The organism is Dactylosporangium sp. NPDC048998 (genome assembly GCF_043197855.1).
Taxonomy (GTDB): domain Bacteria; phylum Actinomycetota; class Actinomycetes; order Mycobacteriales; family Micromonosporaceae; genus Dactylosporangium.
The window spans coordinates 120,196-137,246 of the sequence record NZ_JBICTV010000006.1 but is presented as its reverse complement, the minus strand read 5'-3'; the positions used below and the strand labels follow the sequence as shown (position 1 = coordinate 137,246).

Here is a 17,051-nt window from a genome sequence, read left to right as displayed (position 1 = left end):
GATCAGTGCTGCAGGGCCGGTGTGGCGTCGCCGAACTCCGCCGCGCCCTCCAGCGTCGGTTCGCCCTTGACGACCTTGACCACCGTGTACTTCACGTTGAACAACCGCGGCGCGTCCGGCACGGCGCCCTTGTCGGAGAAGGCGAAGTCGCCGATGACGCCGTGTCCCTGGACGGCGCCGAGCTTGCGGTAGGCGTCGAGCACGGACGCGGCGCTGACGTCGCCGCTCATCCCCTGCAGAACCTTGACGAGCAGGTCGGCGCCCATCCAGGAGGACAGCGCGAAGGCGCTCTGGGTCGCGTCCGGGGTGTACTTGGTCATCTCGGCGTGGAACTGGTCCAGGTAGGCGTTGCCCTTGGTGGTGACCGGGATCTGCGAGTCGGACAGCACGAAGCCCTCGGCGTCGGCACCCAACGCCTTGATGATCGGACCGGGCAAGTTGCCGGAGCTGGTGATCAGCGTGGCGCCGGGAAGTGCCCGGCGGAAGGCGGGGATCGCCTTCGGCATCTCCGGGACCGAGATGGCGTAGTACACGCAGTCCGCGCCGGCGCTGGCGGCGGCGGCCGCGGCCGGGGCGTAGTCCGACGACGTCGCCGGGGTGACGGTCTCCCCGGGCTCCTTGCCGGAGGCGGCCTTGACGCCGGCCTTGAACGCGGCGGCGACGGTGCGGTTGCCCGGGACGTCACCGTCGATCACGTAGATCGACTTGCACTTGAGGGTATTTACGGCGTACAGGCCGGCGCCGCCGGCCGTCGAGGCGCCGCCGCCGACCAGGGGGAAGGCAACCGCGCTGTGCAGCTCGCCCGGGCTGAGCGGGCGGTTCCCGGTGTACACGATCTTGGCCGACTCGAGGGCGCCGGTGAGCGCGTCACCGACCGCGGAGATGCCGCCGATGACGGCGACAGCCTTGTCCTGGGCGGCCTTGCGGACGCAGGCGGCCGCCTCGTTCGGGTCGGCCTTGTCGTTGCACGATGTGAAGTTGATTTTGCGCCCGTTCACCCCTCCCGCGTCGTTGACGGCCGCAAACCGCGCCTTCGCGGCGGCGGACGACTCGGGGAAGCTGTAGACCTGCGACTCCGTCGACCCGATGAACGCGACGGTGATGTCACCGCCGGAGCCGCCCGGCGCGGCGTCGTCCTTGGCACACCCGGCGAGCGCGCCGGCCGCGGCGGCGAGGGCCGCGATTGCTGCGAGGGTTCTCGACCTCTTCATCCGACTATCCACCTTTCGAGGCGTTCCCGGGCTTCGCGTACGGCCTGCGACCAGCCGAAAGTCCCGGGATACGCGGAACCGACGTGTAGAGGACGTCACCGTACGAGCGCCGCGACGGCCGCAGAACGCCGTTGTTCTGGATGCCGGAACCGGGCCTCGTCAAGGTCGGTTCCGTTGCCGGGAACGGCAGGATTTCGCCCGAGTGCCGGGGCCGTTACCGTGCCAACGGTCGTCGGCACTGCAAAGGAGTCAGCATGAACGGGCAGCTCGAAGGGCGTGTGATCGCGGTGACCGGCGCGGCCACCGGGGCAGGGGCCGCTGCCGTGGCGGCGCTGGCGGACGAAGGCGCCCGCGTCTTCGCGTTCCAGCGCTCCTCCGCCCCAGGTGCGGACCTCCTCGGCCGCGCGACCTGGCTGAGGTGCGACCTGACCGACCAGGCTGCGACCACGGCCGCGTTCGAGGAGATCCGCCGGTCCGCCGGACGGCTCGACGTCCTCGTCCACGCGGCGGGGCTGTGGGCTCCCGGCGCGCCGGGCCAGCTCACCGGCGACGACCTTGACCACATGCTCGCGGTCAACCTCAAGTCGACAGTGTTCGCCAACCAGGCCGCGTTCGAGCTCATGCGGGACCGCGGCGGCCGGATCGTCAACTTCGGCTCCGTCGAGGGGATCGCCGGGAACCCGCGGTCAGCCGCCTACGCCGCGGCGAAGGCCGGCGTGCACGCGTGGACCCGCTCGGCCGCGCTCGCCTGGGCCGCGTACGGCGTCACCGTGAACGCGGTCAACCCCGTGGTCGACACCACCAACGCGCAGCGGTTGCGCGAGCACTTCGGCCCAGACGGCGGCGCGCTGCTCGAACAGCGGATGAAGGCGCTGATCCCGCTCGGCGGTGCGATGGGAGACCCGCTGCGGGACCTCGCCCCGGTGCTGGTCTTCCTGTCCGGTGACGGCGCGCGGTTCATCACCGGACAGGTCATCGGCGTGGACGGCGGGATGCGCATGCTCGGCGCTTGACCCGCGGCGCGCCGGACACCCCGCCGTTCATACCGCCGGGGTGTCCGCGGTCCGGCGCTCGGCGACGAAGACGTCGCCGTCGATGACCTCCACCGAGTACGTCTCCAGGGCCCGCATCGCGGGCAGGCACAGCGGCCGGCCGTCACGCACGTCGAAGCGGGCCATGTGCAGCGAGCACGTCACCTCGAACCCGTCGACCTCGCCCTCCTCGCCGAGGGACCACTCCTCGTGAGAGCAGGAGTCGGCGGTGGCGTAGAACGCGCCGTTGACACGGTAGATCGCGACGGGCGGGTTCGTGTCGGCGCGCAGGCACTCGCCATCGGCGAGGTCGTCCACGCGACAGGCGTGCTGCCGTTCCATGTGCGCAAGGTCCTTCCGAAAAACTCATCTTGTCACAGCATCGAGCTGCCGCCGTTGACGCTGACGACCTGGCCGGTCATGTAGCCCGCGTCGTCGGAGGCCAGGAAGGCCACCGCCGCTGCGACCTCGCGCACGGTGCCGCCCCGGGCCATCGGGATCGAGCCGCGGATCTGCTCGACGAAGGCGTCCTGCCTCGCCGAGGCGTCGGGCTCGAGCGTGGCCACCAGGTCGAAGTACTGCGGCGTCAGCACCATGGCCGGGGCGACCACGTTGAACGTCACGCCCGTCTCGGCGAACTCCCGGGCCAGGCCGGTGGTGAAGCCGTGCACGCCGCCCTTCGCCGCGCTGTAGAAGGCGTGCTGCCACAGGCCGTTGCGCACGGACTCCGCGCCGATGCTCACCACCCGGCCGTAGCCGTTGCCGAGCAGGTGCGGCAGCATCGCGAGGGTGCAGTAGGTCATCGTCCACAGGTTGCGGTCGATGGTCTGCCGCAGCGTCTCCTCGGTGTGCTCCAGCGTCGGCCGGATCACGCCGCCGCCCGCGTTGTTGACCAGGATGTCGACCCTACCGAACGCGGCGATGGCCCGCGCCGCCATCGTCTCGGCGCCGTCGCGGGTGCTCAGATCCGCGACGACGCCCAGATGCGGGCCCTGGGCGACCACGGGGATGGTGGGCAGCACCTGGTCCAGGCGGTCGCCGTCGATGTCGGCGAGACAGACGCGGACGCCCTCCTCGGCCAGGTAGGTCGCCATGCCGAGGCCCAGGCCGCTGGCGCTGCCCGTGACGATCGCGGTGCGGTTGTCGAACTGCACGGTGAGGTCCTCCGTTCCGGCCGCAGCGGCTCAGATGATGATGCTGATCTTGCCGTGCGGATCGAGCGACTCGTGCTCGATGAGCGCGGTGCGATGCTTGATCTTGAGGGTGTCGCCGTCGAGGACGAAGAGGTACTCGTACCGGCCGACGTACGTGACGTCCTTGCCGTACCGGGAGCGGAACACGGCGAAGTTCGCGGTGGCCCGGATGCCGCTGCCATCCTGGGACAGCAGCCGCACGTTGGTGACCAGCCGGCGGGTCCGCGAGTGCGGGTACTCCGCGTGCGCGGTGGGCTTCTTCAGCCGCAGAACCCGCTGCTCCAGCAGCGGGCGGCGGTCGTGCACGAGGGAGTAGACCAGACCGCCGTCCATACCGCGGGTGTCGGAGGCCGGGACCTCGTAGACGCAGTCAAGCGTGAAGAGGTTCAGCCATTCCTCCAGCCGCCACTCGTCGAGCAGCGCCGCCTCCTCGTACAGGAAGTCCTCGATCTCGGCGCGGGTCACCACTCGCGTGCCGAGCGGTTCGTCCACCATCGTCACGTCACGCACCTCCTGTCGTGGCCGTCGAGCCGGACCTGATGTAGCCGGTGTCCAGCGGGGCGTTCTCGAACGTGTAGGACTCACCGGTGATCTGTTTGTTCCACTCCCGCCAGAACGCGCGCATCTGCAGTTCGTCGACGATGGCCGGGTTCTCCTTCTTCATCCCGCGGGAGATGTCGGACCACGCGACCTCGTTGGTCGAGGCGAAGCCGCGCTGGCACTGCTCGAGGCCCTCGACGTCGTCCGGCGTCGCCAGGCCGGCCGGCCCCCAGAAGCTCAGCGCGTTGTCGATGCGGTAGCGCTGCATCTGCTCGCTGATCCCCTCGGGCATGAGCTGCCAGCCGACGATCTCGGTGTGGCCCGGGGCGATCGGGTACATGGTGCGCACCTGGATGCCCCAGTTGAGGTCGATGATGGCGGAGTTCGGGAAGAGCACCATGTTGCGCGTCATGTTGGCGATGCGGATCGCGTGCTCCTCGCCGAACTTCGCGACCAGCTCCGCCCGTCGCTGCCGACGCTCGAGGAGCACCTCCTCGGACATCAGCGGCGAGCCCAGCTCAGGCATCAGCGCGACCGCATGGCCGTTGCCGAGCTCGACGCCCCGGCCGATCGCGCGGTTGCCGTCGAGGCCGGGTGGCGTGGTGCCGAGGTTCATCATCATCTCGAAGTACGTCTGGTGGACCGTGAGGGCGTGGTAGCCGTCGACGCTGTTCTCCATCAACAGCTTCCAGTTCGCGCGCATGGAGTAGCGGTGCGTGCCCACCACGATCCGCATGCCCTGGTCGGAGAGGTCCGAGACCTGGTCGAGAATGTGCGTCGCGTCGGCGAGGTAGTCCAGCAGCGGCTGGGTCTGCTGGCTGAACGTCGCGAACACGAAACCGCGGTAGCTGTCCACCCGCGGCTGGGCCAACCCGAGCTCGCTGCGGTCGAAGCCGGACGAGTACGAGTCGCTGTCCGGGACGCTGACCAGCGCACCGGAGTTGTCGTACGCCCAGCCGTGGTAGAAGCAGGTGAAGATCTTGCGGTTGCCGCTGCGCTCCCGGCACACCTCGGCGCCGCGGTGGCGGCAGGTGTTCAGCAGTACCCGCACGACGCCCCGGCGGTCGCGGGTGAAGATGACCGTCCGGCCGCCCACCTGCCGGGTGTGGAAGTCGTTGGGGTTGGAGATCTCGGACTCGTGACCGACGTAGAGCCAGGCCTTGTCGAACAGGTGCCTGCGTTCCAGGTCGAGGACCTCGTCGGAGACGAAGACCTCGCGGTTGACCCGGAACAGACCGCGCTCGCGGTCGTCGATCACGAAGCGGGGGGTCGAGTCGGCGGACATCAGCGGGCACCTACCGTCTCACGCACGTCGTTGCCAACGGTCCGGGCGGCGACCGAGCGCGGGTCGCCGGTGGAGCCGACCTCAGGCATCGCGCTGAGGCTGTCCACCTCCTGCAGCCCCATGTCCGGGATGACGATCTCGGGGAGCGGCGAACGCCAGACATCCGCGGTCTCCGGCGACATGGGCAGGATGCGGGCCTTGTGGTGCTCGTCCTCGATCCTGGGGTGCCCGACGCAGTACTCGACGGCGAAGCCGCGCGCCTCGTCCTTCATGTACACGCCGATCGAGCCCGACGGTGCGTGCCGGAGCAGGTCGTCGCGAAGCTTCACACCGTGGCGCAGCGCGTTGTTGCGGAAGCGCATCACGTCGTCGAGCGACTCGACCTGGATGCAGAAGTGGTTGAACGCCGACCGGTTGCTGCGCAGCATGACCGCGGAGTGGTGGAACTTGTCGCCGGCCCGGAAGAAGCCGACCTTGTCGCCGATCCAGTCGGAGGCCTTGAAGCCGAGCACCTCCTGGTAGAACTTGGTCGTCTGGTCGAAGTTCGCGGTCTCCCAGCCCCCGTGCAGGAACTTCTCGATGTTGACACCGTTGTTGACGGGGGCGACGCCCCGCTCGTACATGCCCCGATAGAGCTCGATGGCCGTCCCGCCGGGATCGGTGAAGCGCATCCAGCGCTGAACGCGGTCCTGCTGGGGACTGCCGCCCTCCTCGTACTCGATGCCCCACTGCTGCAGGCCAGCGCGCACGACGTCGAACGCGTCGTCGCTCGCGAGTTCGTAGCCGACGCGCTTGACGCCCTGATGGTTGCCCTGCTCGAGACGGATCCAGTGATGCTCGAGCCCGCCGGTCATGAACGCGGTGTCGCCGATCCTCTCGGTGAGGTCGAGGCGCGCGAACCGCGAGTAGAACTCCACGCCCTCGCGCAGGTCGCGTACGCCGATCGACAGGTATCCGAATTGTTGGACAATTGCCATCATGCCCTCCCGGAAGTAGGCTTTGAGCAGCGTAAACGTCGCGGCTCAGGCTGGGAACCGGCCCGTTTCACGGGTCGGAACGCAATCGGGCGTCTGCCCCGAAACGTACGATCCGGGGACGCACCAACCGGTCAGCTCTTGGGGTGCGTCTCGGGGTACGTGCCCGTGCTCAGTTCGATGGGGTTGCCCCACGGGTCGCGGCAGTAGCAGATGCGGCAGCCGGGCCGCACCGCGTGGATGCCGGTGCGCACGCTGCCACCGGCGGCCTCGAGCGCGGCCATCGTCGCATCGAGGTCGTCGACGGTGAACGCCAGGTGCGACAGGCCCACCCGCCAGTAGTCGAAGTGCTCGGCCGGGAAGACCATGGCCGGCTCGATGAACTCGAACAGCTCCACCCCGGTGCCGTTGGCGTCGGCCAGGTGCGCGAGCTTCATCGCCCCCCACCGGGCGCCGAAGACCTCGGCGCGCCGGTCGGCCCCCGGCGTCTGCGTGGTCGCCGTCTCCGCGACGACGAGCAGGTCGAGTTCGAAGACACGCGTGTAGAACTCGATCGCCTGATCCAGGTTTCCGACGGTGACCCCGACGTGGTTGACGTTCATGGCAGGCACGCTATGGTTGGCCGCAATTGTTGTCAACGCTAATGTTGACACCAGGCGGGCCGGGAATAGGGAGTGCCACATGGCTTGGGAGTTCGAGACCGATCCCGAGTTCCAGGAGGAGCTCGACTGGGCCGACCGGTTCGTGCGCGAGCGCGTCGAGCCACTGGACTACCTCCTGAAGAATCCGCACGACCTGGCGCAGCCTCGGTTCGACGAGCTGGTCCGGCCGTTGCAGGCACAGGTCAAGGCCCGTGGCCTGTGGGCCTGCCACCTGGACCCCGAGCACGGCGGCAAGGGCTACGGGCAGGTCAAGCTGGCGCTGCTCGCGGAGTTGACGGGCCGCGCACGGTTCGGCCCGACGGTCTTCGGCGCGCAGGCGCCCGACACCGGCAACAGCGAGATTCTGGCCCGGTTCGGCACGCCCGAGCAGCGGGCGCGCTACCTGGAGCCTCTGCTGGACAACCGCATCGTCTCGTGCTTCGCGATGACGGAACCGCACGGCGGCTCCGACCCGACCGCCCTGCGCACCACCGCGACGCTCGACGGCGACAACTGGGTGGTTGTCGGCGACAAGTGGTTCTCCACCAGCGCCAAGTACGCGGCGTTCTTCATCGTGGCCGCCGTGACCGACCCGGACGCGAGCCCGCACCGCCGCATGTCGCTGGTGATCGTCCCCGCCGGGACGCCCGGCGTGCGGATCCTGCGCGACAGCGGCTTCCACGGCGAGCCGGAGCCGGCCCACTCGCACGTGCGGTTCGACCGGGTCCGGGTGCCGGCGGGCAGCCTGCTGGGCGAGCGCGGCGCCGGCTTCGCGGTCGCGCAGGCACGGCTCGGCGGTGGCCGCATGCACCACGCCATGCGCACCGTCGGGCAGGCCCGCCGGGCGTTCGAGATGATGTGCGAGCGCGCCGTGTCCCGGACGACGAAGGGCGAGCGCCTCGCCGACAAACAGCTCGTCCAGGCGATGGTCGCCGACGCGTGGACCCAGCTGCGCATGTTCCGGCTGCTGGTGCTCGAGACCGCGTGGCTGATCGACGCACGCCGGGAGCCGGCCGAGGTGCGCCGCAACATCGCCGCCGTGAAGGCGACCATGCCGCGCGTGCTCCACGACGTCGCCTCGGCGGCGCTGCAGGTGCACGGGTCGCTCGGGCTGTCGACGGACATGCCGTTCTCGGACTGGATCATGCAGTCGTACCGGGTCGGGCTCTCCGACGGCCCCACCGACGTGCATCGGATCAACCTGGCCAAGCAGCTGCTGCGCGACGTCACACCCGGCCCCGAGGACTTTCCGGAGTACTTCCGGCCCTTCGCCCACGAGCGGGCCGTGCGGCAGTACCCCGTCGGCGTCGCAAGCTAGCATCACACCATGGCGAAGAGCGGGATCGGGCGGCGGCGAACGGCCGCGCTGCGCGACCACGGCGAGGGATACACACAGCGCCGCAACGAAATCATCGCCGCGGGGGCGCAGGTCTTCCGGGACAAGGGTTTCGAGGCATCCAGCCTGCGTGATGTCGCCGAGCGGCTAGGCACCGACCGTGCTTCGCTGTACTACTACGTCGCGAGCAAGAACGAGCTGTTCCAGCTCGTCACGCAGCGGGCGGTGACCGAGGTTGTCGTCGCCGCCGAGGCGGTCGCCGCCCAGAAGGGCGACGCGGAGAGCCGGCTCCGCGAGTTGATCGTCACGACCGTCGAGAAGTACGAGGCCCATTTCCCGTACATGTTCGTGTACATCCAGGAGGACATGAACCGGATCCACTCGAGCTCGATCGACGAGGTGTGGGCGCGCACGATGGTCGAGCTCGGGCGCCGGTTCGAGCTGGCCCTGATGCGCATCCTGGAGGACGGCGACAAGGACGACAGCCTCGTCATCGCCCATCCGCACCTGGCGATGAACGTCATCATCGGCGCGGTGAACTGGACGCACCGCTGGTTCACGCCGGGGCGCGGTTCGACGGGACGCGTGCTCGGCGACCAGATGGCCGACATGTTGCTCGACGGGTTCCGGGCCCACCCTTAGCCCGACTCCAGCAGCCTCACCGCGTGGCGCATGTTGGTGAGCGCGCCCGGTCCGCGCCGTTCCCACTCGGGGTCCTCGCGCTTGCCGCGGCGATGCAGGCTCAGGTTCAACGACGCGATGACGGCGTACTTGTAGTGGGCCAGTGCCTGGAACCACGTCACACCGGCGCTGTCACCGCCCGCCTTCGTGTACAGCGCGCGCAGCTGCTCGGCGTCGAAGTACGACGCGGACTCGCGGGCCAACGGGCCCCACGCCCGCCGGTCGTGGAAGGCCATGATCCACCCGAGGTCACTCAGCGCCGGCGCCACCCCGCACAGCTCCCAGTCGATGACGGCGGTCAGCGCACCGTCGTCGGTGAACATGAGGTTGCCGAACTGGAAGTCGCCGTGACACAACGCGAGCCGCTCGTCGCTCGGCGCGGATGCCAGCAGCAGCGCGCGGGCACGCTCGAAGTCGCGACGGAGCTCCGCGACGTACTCACCCTTGACGAAGAACCGGTCCCATCGGGTCACCTGCTGCTCGGGCCCCTCGAACGGACCCAGGTACCCCTCGACCGCACCGGCGGGCACCGAGTGGATCCCGGCCAGCGCGGCCATCGCCTCCGCGGCCATGCGATCGCGGACGTCACCGGCGAGACCGGCGAGCGAGCCCCGCCCTCCCCGTGCGCGACCCGCCACCACCGAGGTGACCAGGTAGTCGCCGACCAGCGCGTGCTCACCCTCCGCCAGCACCACCGGATGCGGTACCTCGGTACGCCCCAGCGCTGCGAGGGCGGTGCTCTGCCGCCGCAGGTCGGCGGTCCCCGCACGGCGCACGCCCGGCGGGGCAAGCCGCAGGAAGCAGGTGCGCTCCCCCTGGTCCGTGGCCACGTCGAACAGGTAAGAGAAGCCGGCATTGCCGCCGGCGGAGCGCACGCGGACCAGCGACGCGCCCGGCATCGCATCAGTCAGGTCCGGCAGGAGGTCGGACAGGGCCCGGGCGACGGTGGCGAGATCGCGATTGCGCATGGTCACGGGTTCCGTTCCGAAGGCCGGCCGAGCACGAAGTGGAAGTCGGTGATCCGCCCGGCCGGTTCGTCGGCGAACACGACGTCCACCCGCGTCGCGCGGAGGAGCCGCTCGCCGGCCGCGTCGGCGTCAGTGAGGTCCACGCCGCGGAGGAAGTTGAGGATCGCCGAGTCGGCGCCGTCGAGCGTGACGAAGCCGATCGCCAGCGGCGGCTCGGGAAGGCCCGGAAAGTGAGCCTGGATGATGGCGAACGCCTCGAGCGTGCCGGACAGGCCCACTTCCTCCCACTCCCCGGTCTCGACGTAGCAGGCGTCGCAGTACGACCGGGCGGGGATGAGCAGCCGCCGGCAGGACGGGCAGCGCCGCCCCATGATGCGGCGGTGGTCGCGCAGCTCCGCGAAGAAGCGGCTCGCGGTCTCGCCGGCGAAGTACTGGTAGTCGAAGTTCCAGTTGCCGGGGAGTACCAGCAGGTCGTCGACGGTCATGGCGCCTCGCTTCCGAGCAGGCAGACGGTGGAGAACTGGGTCGCGCCGCCCTGTCCAGTGGCCAGCGCCGTCCGGGCGCCGGGCACCTGTCTGTCGCCGGCCCGGTGGCGGACCTGGAGCGCCGCCTCCGCGATGCGCACCAGCGCCGTCGCGGACACCGGGTTGGCGGCCTGGGCGCCGCCCGACGGGTTGACGGTCAGCGGAATGTCGAGGACGATCGCCCGCTCGACGAAGTCGCGGTTGCCCTCCAGGTCGCACAGGCCCAGGGCCGGGTAGGCCATCGCCTCGATGATCGCGAAGGGTGCCTGCAGCTCCAGCACGTCGATCTGGCGCAGGGGGTCGGTGACACCGGCCTCGCGGTACGCCTTCACCGCGGCCCGCCGCAGCGGCACCATCTCGATCAGGCTGCCCTCCGGCCGGTGCATTCGGTCGCCCATCGCGTAGGTGTCGCTGTAGGCACCCGTGCCGAGGATCCACGCGGTGTCGCGGGAGCGGGCCAGTTCGCCGCGGGCCACGATGACCGCACAGGCGCCCTCGGAGATGGGGCAGGCCTCGTACAGGTGGATGGGCCAGGCCAGCACGGGCGAGGCCAGCACGTCCTGGACTGTGCGCGCCTTCGCGCCGACCACGAGCGGGTTGCGAGTGGCCTGAGTGAAGTTGCGCGAGGCGATGCCGGCCCAGTGCTCACCGGTGAAGCCGTGCCGGCTCATGAGCATCGTGGCCCGCAGCGCGGCCATCGTGATCGTGGTGAGGACGAAGTCCTTCTCGTAGATGGGGTCGAAGATCGTGTTGAAGATGCTCTGCGCCGTGGTCGCCTGACCCATCCGCTCCAGAGCGACGACGAGCACCACCCCGGCGCGGCCCGCGTCGATCAGCGTCCGGGCGGCCAGCAGCGCCGACGCACCGGTCGCACCACCGGTGTTGACGTGCAGGTACGGCTTGCCGGGCACACTGATCGCGGACTTGTCGATGTCGGCGATCCCGCTGAGGGCGTCCGGAGCCACGCCCCCGACGACGAAGTCGACGTCCGCGAGGTCGATGCGCGCGTCGGCGAGGGCCTCGGTGACGGCGAGCCGGACCAACTCTGCCGCGGACCGGTCTGGGTTGCGCTTGCGATACGGAGTCTGGCCGACGCCGATGATGCCGAGAGGCTCGCTCATATCCGCTCCAGGACGACCGCCGTGGCGGTCTGTTGCGCCACCGTCGAGCCGGCGACGACGAGACCGACGGAATCCCCATGATGGCCGCGCAGCCGACGGGCGGCCGCGACGAAGCGCAGCAGGCCGCCGCAGGGGAAGCAGTCGCCCGCCGCCGACCCGCCCGAGGGGTTCACCCACCCGCTGTCGGCGAAGACGCCGAGGCCCTCGCCACGGGCGGCGAGTCCGGCCGCCTCCAGGGTCAGGACCTCGTCGAAGAGCGTCGGGCCGGCGAGCTCGGCCAGCCCGACGTCGGACACGGCGCGGCCGGCGGCCCGCAGGGCGGCGACGACGGCGTCACGCACGGCCGGCAGCTCAACGAGGTCCCGGTCGCCGATCCCGGCCCGGTCGGTGCCGTGGCCAACCCCGGTGACACGTGGCCCGCGGCCATGCGGCCCCAGGACGACGGCGGCCGCGGCGTCGGCGGTGACCGCGAGCTCGGCGGGGCGCAGCGGCGCGACCACCCGGGCGTCCGCGTCCGCCGGCGCCGCCGCGGCCCGGCGCCAGCGGGCGGCGGCGGCCTCGGTGCGCCGGTCCCCCGGGTAGCGGCGCAGGTACGCCGAGGCCCGCAGCGCCGACACCGCGGTGTCGGTGAGCCCGAGCGGCTGCTCGACGACCGGGTCGAAGCCAGCGCGCGACGTCCGTTGCGGGCTTCCCTCGCTGGCCCGGCCCCAGGCCGCCACGAGGACCCTCGTCGCCTCGTGAGCCTGTAGGCGGGCCGCGGCCAGCGAGACGGCCACGAGCCCGTCGTCGGAGACCCGGATCTCGTCGCGCAGATACGCGCCCGCGGCGGGCCCCGTGATCATGCTGGACAGCGAGCGGCCGTCCACGAGGTCGTGCGCGGCGATGACGACGGCGTCGACGTCGGCCATCGTGCAGCCGGCGTCGGCGAGGGCAGCGGAGACGGTGGCGAAGATGAACTCGGGGAGGGAGCGGCTCGCGTCGCCGGTGACGACGCGCGCGCTCATACCCTGCACGACCGGCGCCGTCATGCGACGACCGAGTACAGGACGACGTCGTCGGCGCTCGCCGCGACCTCGCCCCGGTGTACCAGGAACGCGAGGTGGGCGCGGGTCTCGGTGACCGCCAGCGTGCGGTTGAACAGGTCGAGTTCGGCGAACGTCCGCTCGTGCCGCGTCCAGGGCAGCTCCTGCGCGACCTCGGCCGCGGTGGCGGAGGCGAGCCGGGCCACGGCGGAGCGGGTCTGGTCGAGTCGGCGGCGATGGTGCTCGACCAGCTCGTCGATGCGGGCGTGTACGCGCGCGTCAGCGGGGCCATGCGCGGGCAGCAGCCGGGCGTCCGGGAGCTGCCGGACCCGTCCGAGGGAGTCCAGGAACGACACGAGCGGCTGCGGCTGCGGTACCGACTCGAAGCCGATCGACGGCGTGATGTGCGGCAGGATCTGGTCGCCGCTGAACAACAGCTCCTCGTCCTCCAGCCACAGCACGATGTGGCCCTGGGTGTGCCCGGGTGTCTCCAGCACGCGCAGCGTCCGCTGCCCGATCTTGATCTCGCCCTCGCCGAGCCACACGTCGGGCAGCTCCCAGGACTCGGCCACCGGATCGGCCGCGGGGTCCTTCCGCGACATGTACTCCGCCAGCTGCGGGGCACCCGCGGTGAGGAGCTGGGCGGCCTGGAACCCGTGACGGGGCCCGTGACCGGTGATCCAGGTGAGCGAGTCCCGTTCGCCGCGGCCGACCGCGACCGGCGCGCCGTACTCGGTGCGCAGCCGTACGGCCAGGGTGTAGTGGTCGATGTGGGCGTGCGTCACGACGGTCCGGGTGACGTCGCCGGGGCGGTAGCCGATCGAGTTGAGCGACGCGGCGAGGACGTCGAACGCCTCCGGGATCGCCCATCCGCCATCGATGAGCGCCACGCCGTCGCCGTCCTCGATCGCGTAGACGTTGACGCCCTTGAGCCCGTCGTCGCGCAGTGGCAGTGGCAGCCGGTGGATCCCGGGCGCGATCGGGAAGGCGCCCGGCTCCGTCCACGCACCCGCGCCGGCCCTGCTCATACCGACTCCAGGATGGTGCTGCGGCCCGTCGTGTCGTACCGCGTCGAGGGCAACGCGACCTCCGTGGAGGAGATGCCTTCGAGATCGGCCTTGATCAGCAGAGCCAGGAAGCGCGAGTACAGCCGGCAGTCCAGCAGCGAACCTCCGGCGACCCACAGGCCCTCCTGGGCGGTGCGCTGCCACATGTTCCGCATGATGTAGTTGTCGTCGAAACCCCACACCGGGCCGACCTTGTCGGCCACCTCGTCGCCCAGCATGGCGCGGATGCCGTCCTGCTGGTCGCGGTAGCCGGTCGCCAGCACGACCAGGTCGTACTCCCGCATCCGGCCGGTCTTGAGCCGGATCCCCGCGGGCACGAAGGTCTCGTACTCTCCGGCCTGTATCAGCTCGATCTCGCCCGACACGATCAGGTCGGAGGCGCCCACATTGATGTAGTAGCCGCCGCCCTTGCGCAGGTACATCATGTGGAAGCCGGTCGCGTCGGTGCCGAAGTCCAGCTTGAATCCCCGGGCCGCCAGGCCGTCGAGGAGGGCCTGGTCGAGCTCGGTGGTCTTCCTGGTCAGGAACCGGTATGTGCTCTGCAGCACCGGGAACGGAATCGCGGCGGTGACCAGGTCGACGTCGTCCGCCGGCGGCCCCTCGGAGTAGACGGCGTAGACCATCGTGCCGCAAGGGATCAGGCTCACCACGCAGGTCGGGCTGCGCTGCATCAGGGTCACCTCGGCCCCGTTGCTGCGCAGGTCCTGGGCGACGTCGTGGCCGCTGGTGCCAGTTCCGACGACCAGCGCGCGCTTGCCCGCGTAGGGGACGCCGCTGGTGAACTTGCCGGAGTGCAGCACGGTCCCCTCGTAGTCGGCGAGGCCGGGCAGTTCGGGGATGTTGGGCACGCCGCTGGTGCCGCCGGTGGCGAGCACGAGATGGGGCACGGTGAGGTCTCGGACGCTCCCGTCGGCCCGCCGCAGCCGGACCGTCCAGCGTTCGGTGTCCCGGTCGAAGCGGGCCGACTGCGCCTCGGTCGACGTCCAGACGTTGAGCTCCATCGCTTCGGCGTAGTACTCGAGCCAGTCGGCCAGCTTGTCCTTGGGCACGAACGCCGGCCAAGTGTCGGGGAAGGGCAGGTACGGCAGGTGGTTGGACCACACCTCGTTGTGCAGCGTCAGGGAGTGGTACCGATCGCGCCAGTTGTCGCCGACCCTGGGGTTCTTCTCCACCAGCAGCGTCTGCACGCCGAGCTGGCCGAGCCGGGCCGCCAGGGCGAGGCCGGCCTGGCCGGCCCCGACGACGAGCACCTCGGCCCGCTCGCCGGCGGTCTCGACCGCCCTGCGCCGCTCGTCCGTCCAGTTGTCGCCCGCGAAGTTGTGGGAGTACTGCAGGCCGGACGGGCGTCGATCGCCCGTCCGGGGCTCGAAGCCCCGCAGTTCCTGCAGGGTGGTGAGCAGTATCCAGATGGTGGGCGGGGTGGCCGAGCCCGGCGCGTACAGGAGCCGGACGAACCCGGTGCCGCTGCCCACCGCGGTGTCGAAGTCGAAATATGCCTCGATGACGTCCTTGGCCGAGCGGCGCACGAGCCGGGCCGGGGTGCGACCCTGCGCCTTGCGCACGTTGCGCGGTCGCGTGGCGGCGATGGTGGCGCGCAGGCCGGCCTCGATATCGGACCGCTCCCCGAACGTACGGTAGCCCCAGGTGAAGGCGAGCACGTCCTTCCAGTAGCTTTCCGCAGCGAAGTCGCCGAGCACCGCGTCGATGTCGTGGCGCTCGAGGGCGTCGCCGAAACGCCGCAGCCACGCGGCGTAGACCTCGTCGGCGTCGGTGTCCTGGTCGGTCTGGTTCAAGGCCATGTATCGATCCTTGCCATTCGCTGAATGATGCGGGTCCCATTCCACCCGCCCTCCACCATGCTCGTCAACATGTGTGTTGACAAGAGTTCCGAACATCACGCCCCGCTCACGCGACGGCCCTCCTGGGCCCAGTACGGCTCCTTGACGGCCTTGCGCTGGAGCTTGCCGACCGGGCTGCGCGGGAACGGCTCGGTGCGGAACACCACGCGCCCCGGCTGCTTGTAGGCGCCAAGCTGCTCACGGCAGGCGGCCACGACCGTCGCCGCCGGCACCTCGGCACCCTCCTCGAGGATCACCTCGGCGACCGGCGTCTCACCCCAGCGCTCGTGGGGCGCGCCGACGACGACCACCTCGCGAACGCCGGGCAGCGCCGAGATGACCCGCTCCAGTTCGGCCGGCCAGATGTTGAATCCGCCCGAAACGATCATGTCGTCGACGCGATCGAGGATGTAGAGGAAGCCACGGGCGTCCAGCCGGCCCACGTCTCCGGTGAGCACCCACCCGTCGACGAGACGGCGTGCCGTCTGCTCGGGATCACCCCAGAGCCCGGTCATCTGCCCCTCGCAGCGGATCGCGACCTCACCCTGCTCGCCCACCGGCAGCGGCTGGTTCCCCTCGCCCCGGATCTCCAGCTCGGCGAAGGGCATGACCCGCCCCGCCGACAGGACGGGGTTCGAGCCGGGGCGGTCGCGGAACCACTCCTGCGGACCCATGAAGGTCACCGGCACGGCCTCCGTCTGGCCGTACATCTGGTAGAGCGTGTCACCGAACACGCGGTGCGCGGCGCGGGCGGTCTTCTCGCTGATCGGCGCGCCCGATACCATCACGACCTTCAGCGCCGGCAGGTCCTGCGGCTCGCCGCCGACGCGCTCGACGATGTCGGCGAGCATGGTCGGCACCGCGAAGAAGTGGGTGATCCGGTCGTCCCTGAGGTCGTCGATCACCTGCCGCCCGTCGAACGAGGGCGCGAGGACGTTGAGACCGCCACCGAGCCAGATCGGCAGGAACAGATAGCCCGACCCGTGCGAGATCGGGGCCACGTGGAGCATCGAGTCGCCCATGTTCACCGGCGGCAGCTGGTAGAACCAGTCGCGCGTCGCGCTCATCCACGCCCGGTGCGTGTAGGCGACGCCCTTGGCCCGGCCACTGGTACCCGCCGAATGCCGGATGATGAACACGTCGTCGAGGCCCACGACCGGGTCGGGGTCCTCGTCCGAGAAGCCCGCCAGCCACTCCTCGTAACCGTCGTCGCGGACGATCACCCGCAGGCCGGGAAGCTTCCGGTCGACGCCGTCGAGCTCGTGGGCGTACTGCTGGGAGACGACCACCGCCTTGCACTGCGTGTGCTTGAGCATGTACGCGTGCGACTCGGCCGAGTTGCGGCGGTAGAGCGGCACCCGGACAAGGTTTCCCGCGGCCGTCCCGACGTAGAAGTCGGCCGCCTCGAGGGAGTTGTCCTCGAGCACGGCGACGCGGTCGCCGGGCTTGACACCGAGCTCGCCCAGCGCGTTGGCCAGCCGAACGCCGCGCTGCCAAGCCGTCGCGAAGGTCAGTTCACGGCCCCCGCTGCGCACCGCGACGAGGTCGCTGTGGAACTGGGCCGAACGCCGCATGGCCGTCCTCACGTCGAGCATGACGCCCTCCAGGGGAAAGGGGAT

The 17,051-nt window shown here is 70.4% G+C and carries 17 protein-coding genes; 3 read left to right on the top strand and 14 right to left on the bottom strand.

All coding sequences use genetic code 11. From position 1 onward, the window contains the following. Positions 1 to 2: 2 nt before the first annotated feature. On the bottom strand, positions 3 to 1,211 hold the full coding sequence (locus ACGFI8_RS17330; protein WP_392805774.1) for an ABC transporter substrate-binding protein: 1,209 nt from the start codon (positions 1,209 to 1,211) through the stop codon (positions 3 to 5). 254 nt (positions 1,212 to 1,465) lie between these two features. On the opposite strand from ACGFI8_RS17330, the gene ACGFI8_RS17325 reads away from it, so the two are divergent. Further along, the gene (locus ACGFI8_RS17325; protein WP_392805772.1) at positions 1,466 to 2,224 is read left to right on the top strand and encodes an SDR family NAD(P)-dependent oxidoreductase; all 759 of its coding nucleotides are present in this window, start codon (positions 1,466 to 1,468) and stop codon (positions 2,222 to 2,224) included. A gap of 27 nt (positions 2,225 to 2,251) precedes the next feature. Here ACGFI8_RS17325 and ACGFI8_RS17320 read toward each other — a convergent pair whose 3' ends face one another. The 6 genes from ACGFI8_RS17320 to ACGFI8_RS17295 form a co-directional block, all read right to left on the bottom strand. Then, on the bottom strand, positions 2,252 to 2,584 hold the full coding sequence (locus tag ACGFI8_RS17320) for a non-heme iron oxygenase ferredoxin subunit (RefSeq protein ID WP_392805770.1): 333 nt from the start codon (positions 2,582 to 2,584) through the stop codon (positions 2,252 to 2,254). 32 nt (positions 2,585 to 2,616) lie between these two features. Next, positions 2,617 to 3,396: an SDR family NAD(P)-dependent oxidoreductase gene (locus ACGFI8_RS17315; RefSeq protein WP_392805767.1), complete on the bottom strand. Its 780-nt coding sequence runs from the start codon at positions 3,394 to 3,396 to the stop codon at positions 2,617 to 2,619. Positions 3,397 to 3,426: 30 nt separating this feature from the next. After that, a complete protein-coding gene (locus tag ACGFI8_RS17310) occupies positions 3,427 to 3,930 on the bottom strand; it encodes an aromatic-ring-hydroxylating dioxygenase subunit beta (RefSeq protein WP_392806393.1) in 504 nt (167 codons plus the stop codon). Between the two features lie 7 nt (positions 3,931 to 3,937). Further along, a complete protein-coding gene (locus ACGFI8_RS17305) occupies positions 3,938 to 5,260 on the bottom strand; it encodes an aromatic ring-hydroxylating dioxygenase subunit alpha (protein ID WP_392805764.1) in 1,323 nt (440 codons plus the stop codon). After that, positions 5,260 to 6,237 (bottom strand): VOC family protein, encoded by a 978-nt coding sequence (locus tag ACGFI8_RS17300; protein WP_392805762.1) that lies wholly within the window; start codon positions 6,235 to 6,237, stop codon positions 5,260 to 5,262. The genes ACGFI8_RS17305 and ACGFI8_RS17300 overlap by 1 nt, the downstream gene beginning before the upstream one ends. Before the next feature lie 131 nt (positions 6,238 to 6,368). Beyond that, complete coding sequence (locus ACGFI8_RS17295; RefSeq protein ID WP_392805760.1) at positions 6,369 to 6,836, bottom strand: VOC family protein; 468 nt, start codon at positions 6,834 to 6,836, stop codon at positions 6,369 to 6,371. A gap of 79 nt (positions 6,837 to 6,915) precedes the next feature. On the opposite strand from ACGFI8_RS17295, the gene ACGFI8_RS17290 reads away from it, so the two are divergent. Continuing rightward, positions 6,916 to 8,193, top strand: coding sequence for an acyl-CoA dehydrogenase family protein (locus tag ACGFI8_RS17290; protein ID WP_392805758.1), 1,278 nt, complete (start codon positions 6,916 to 6,918; stop codon positions 8,191 to 8,193). Between the two features lie 9 nt (positions 8,194 to 8,202). Then, positions 8,203 to 8,853 carry a TetR/AcrR family transcriptional regulator gene (locus ACGFI8_RS17285; RefSeq protein ID WP_392805756.1) on the top strand — a complete coding sequence of 217 codons (651 nt, stop codon included), beginning with the start codon at positions 8,203 to 8,205 and terminating at the stop codon, positions 8,851 to 8,853. Here ACGFI8_RS17285 and ACGFI8_RS17280 read toward each other — a convergent pair. From ACGFI8_RS17280 to ACGFI8_RS17250, 7 genes are all read right to left on the bottom strand, one after another. Next, on the bottom strand, positions 8,850 to 9,860 hold the full coding sequence (locus ACGFI8_RS17280; protein WP_392805753.1) for a phosphotransferase family protein: 1,011 nt from the start codon (positions 9,858 to 9,860) through the stop codon (positions 8,850 to 8,852). The genes ACGFI8_RS17285 and ACGFI8_RS17280 overlap by 4 nt on opposite strands. Before the next feature lie 2 nt (positions 9,861 to 9,862). Beyond that, a complete protein-coding gene (locus ACGFI8_RS17275) occupies positions 9,863 to 10,345 on the bottom strand; it encodes a Zn-ribbon domain-containing OB-fold protein (protein ID WP_392805750.1) in 483 nt (160 codons plus the stop codon). Continuing rightward, the gene (locus ACGFI8_RS17270; RefSeq protein ID WP_392805748.1) at positions 10,342 to 11,505 is read right to left on the bottom strand and encodes a thiolase family protein; all 1,164 of its coding nucleotides are present in this window, start codon (positions 11,503 to 11,505) and stop codon (positions 10,342 to 10,344) included. Before ACGFI8_RS17270 ends, ACGFI8_RS17275 begins: the two co-directional genes overlap by 4 nt. Then, positions 11,502 to 12,509, bottom strand: coding sequence for a hypothetical protein (locus ACGFI8_RS17265; RefSeq protein ID WP_392805746.1), 1,008 nt, complete (start codon positions 12,507 to 12,509; stop codon positions 11,502 to 11,504). The genes ACGFI8_RS17270 and ACGFI8_RS17265 overlap by 4 nt, the downstream gene beginning before the upstream one ends. A gap of 20 nt (positions 12,510 to 12,529) precedes the next feature. Further along, on the bottom strand, positions 12,530 to 13,555 hold the full coding sequence (locus ACGFI8_RS17260; protein ID WP_392805744.1) for an MBL fold metallo-hydrolase: 1,026 nt from the start codon (positions 13,553 to 13,555) through the stop codon (positions 12,530 to 12,532). After that, complete coding sequence (locus ACGFI8_RS17255; RefSeq protein WP_392805742.1) at positions 13,552 to 15,393, bottom strand: flavin-containing monooxygenase; 1,842 nt, start codon at positions 15,391 to 15,393, stop codon at positions 13,552 to 13,554. Before ACGFI8_RS17255 ends, ACGFI8_RS17260 begins: the two co-directional genes overlap by 4 nt. Positions 15,394 to 15,488: 95 nt before the next feature. Continuing rightward, the gene (locus ACGFI8_RS17250) at positions 15,489 to 17,027 is read right to left on the bottom strand and encodes a class I adenylate-forming enzyme family protein (protein ID WP_392805739.1); all 1,539 of its coding nucleotides are present in this window, start codon (positions 17,025 to 17,027) and stop codon (positions 15,489 to 15,491) included. Between the last annotated feature and the right edge of the window lie 24 nt (positions 17,028 to 17,051).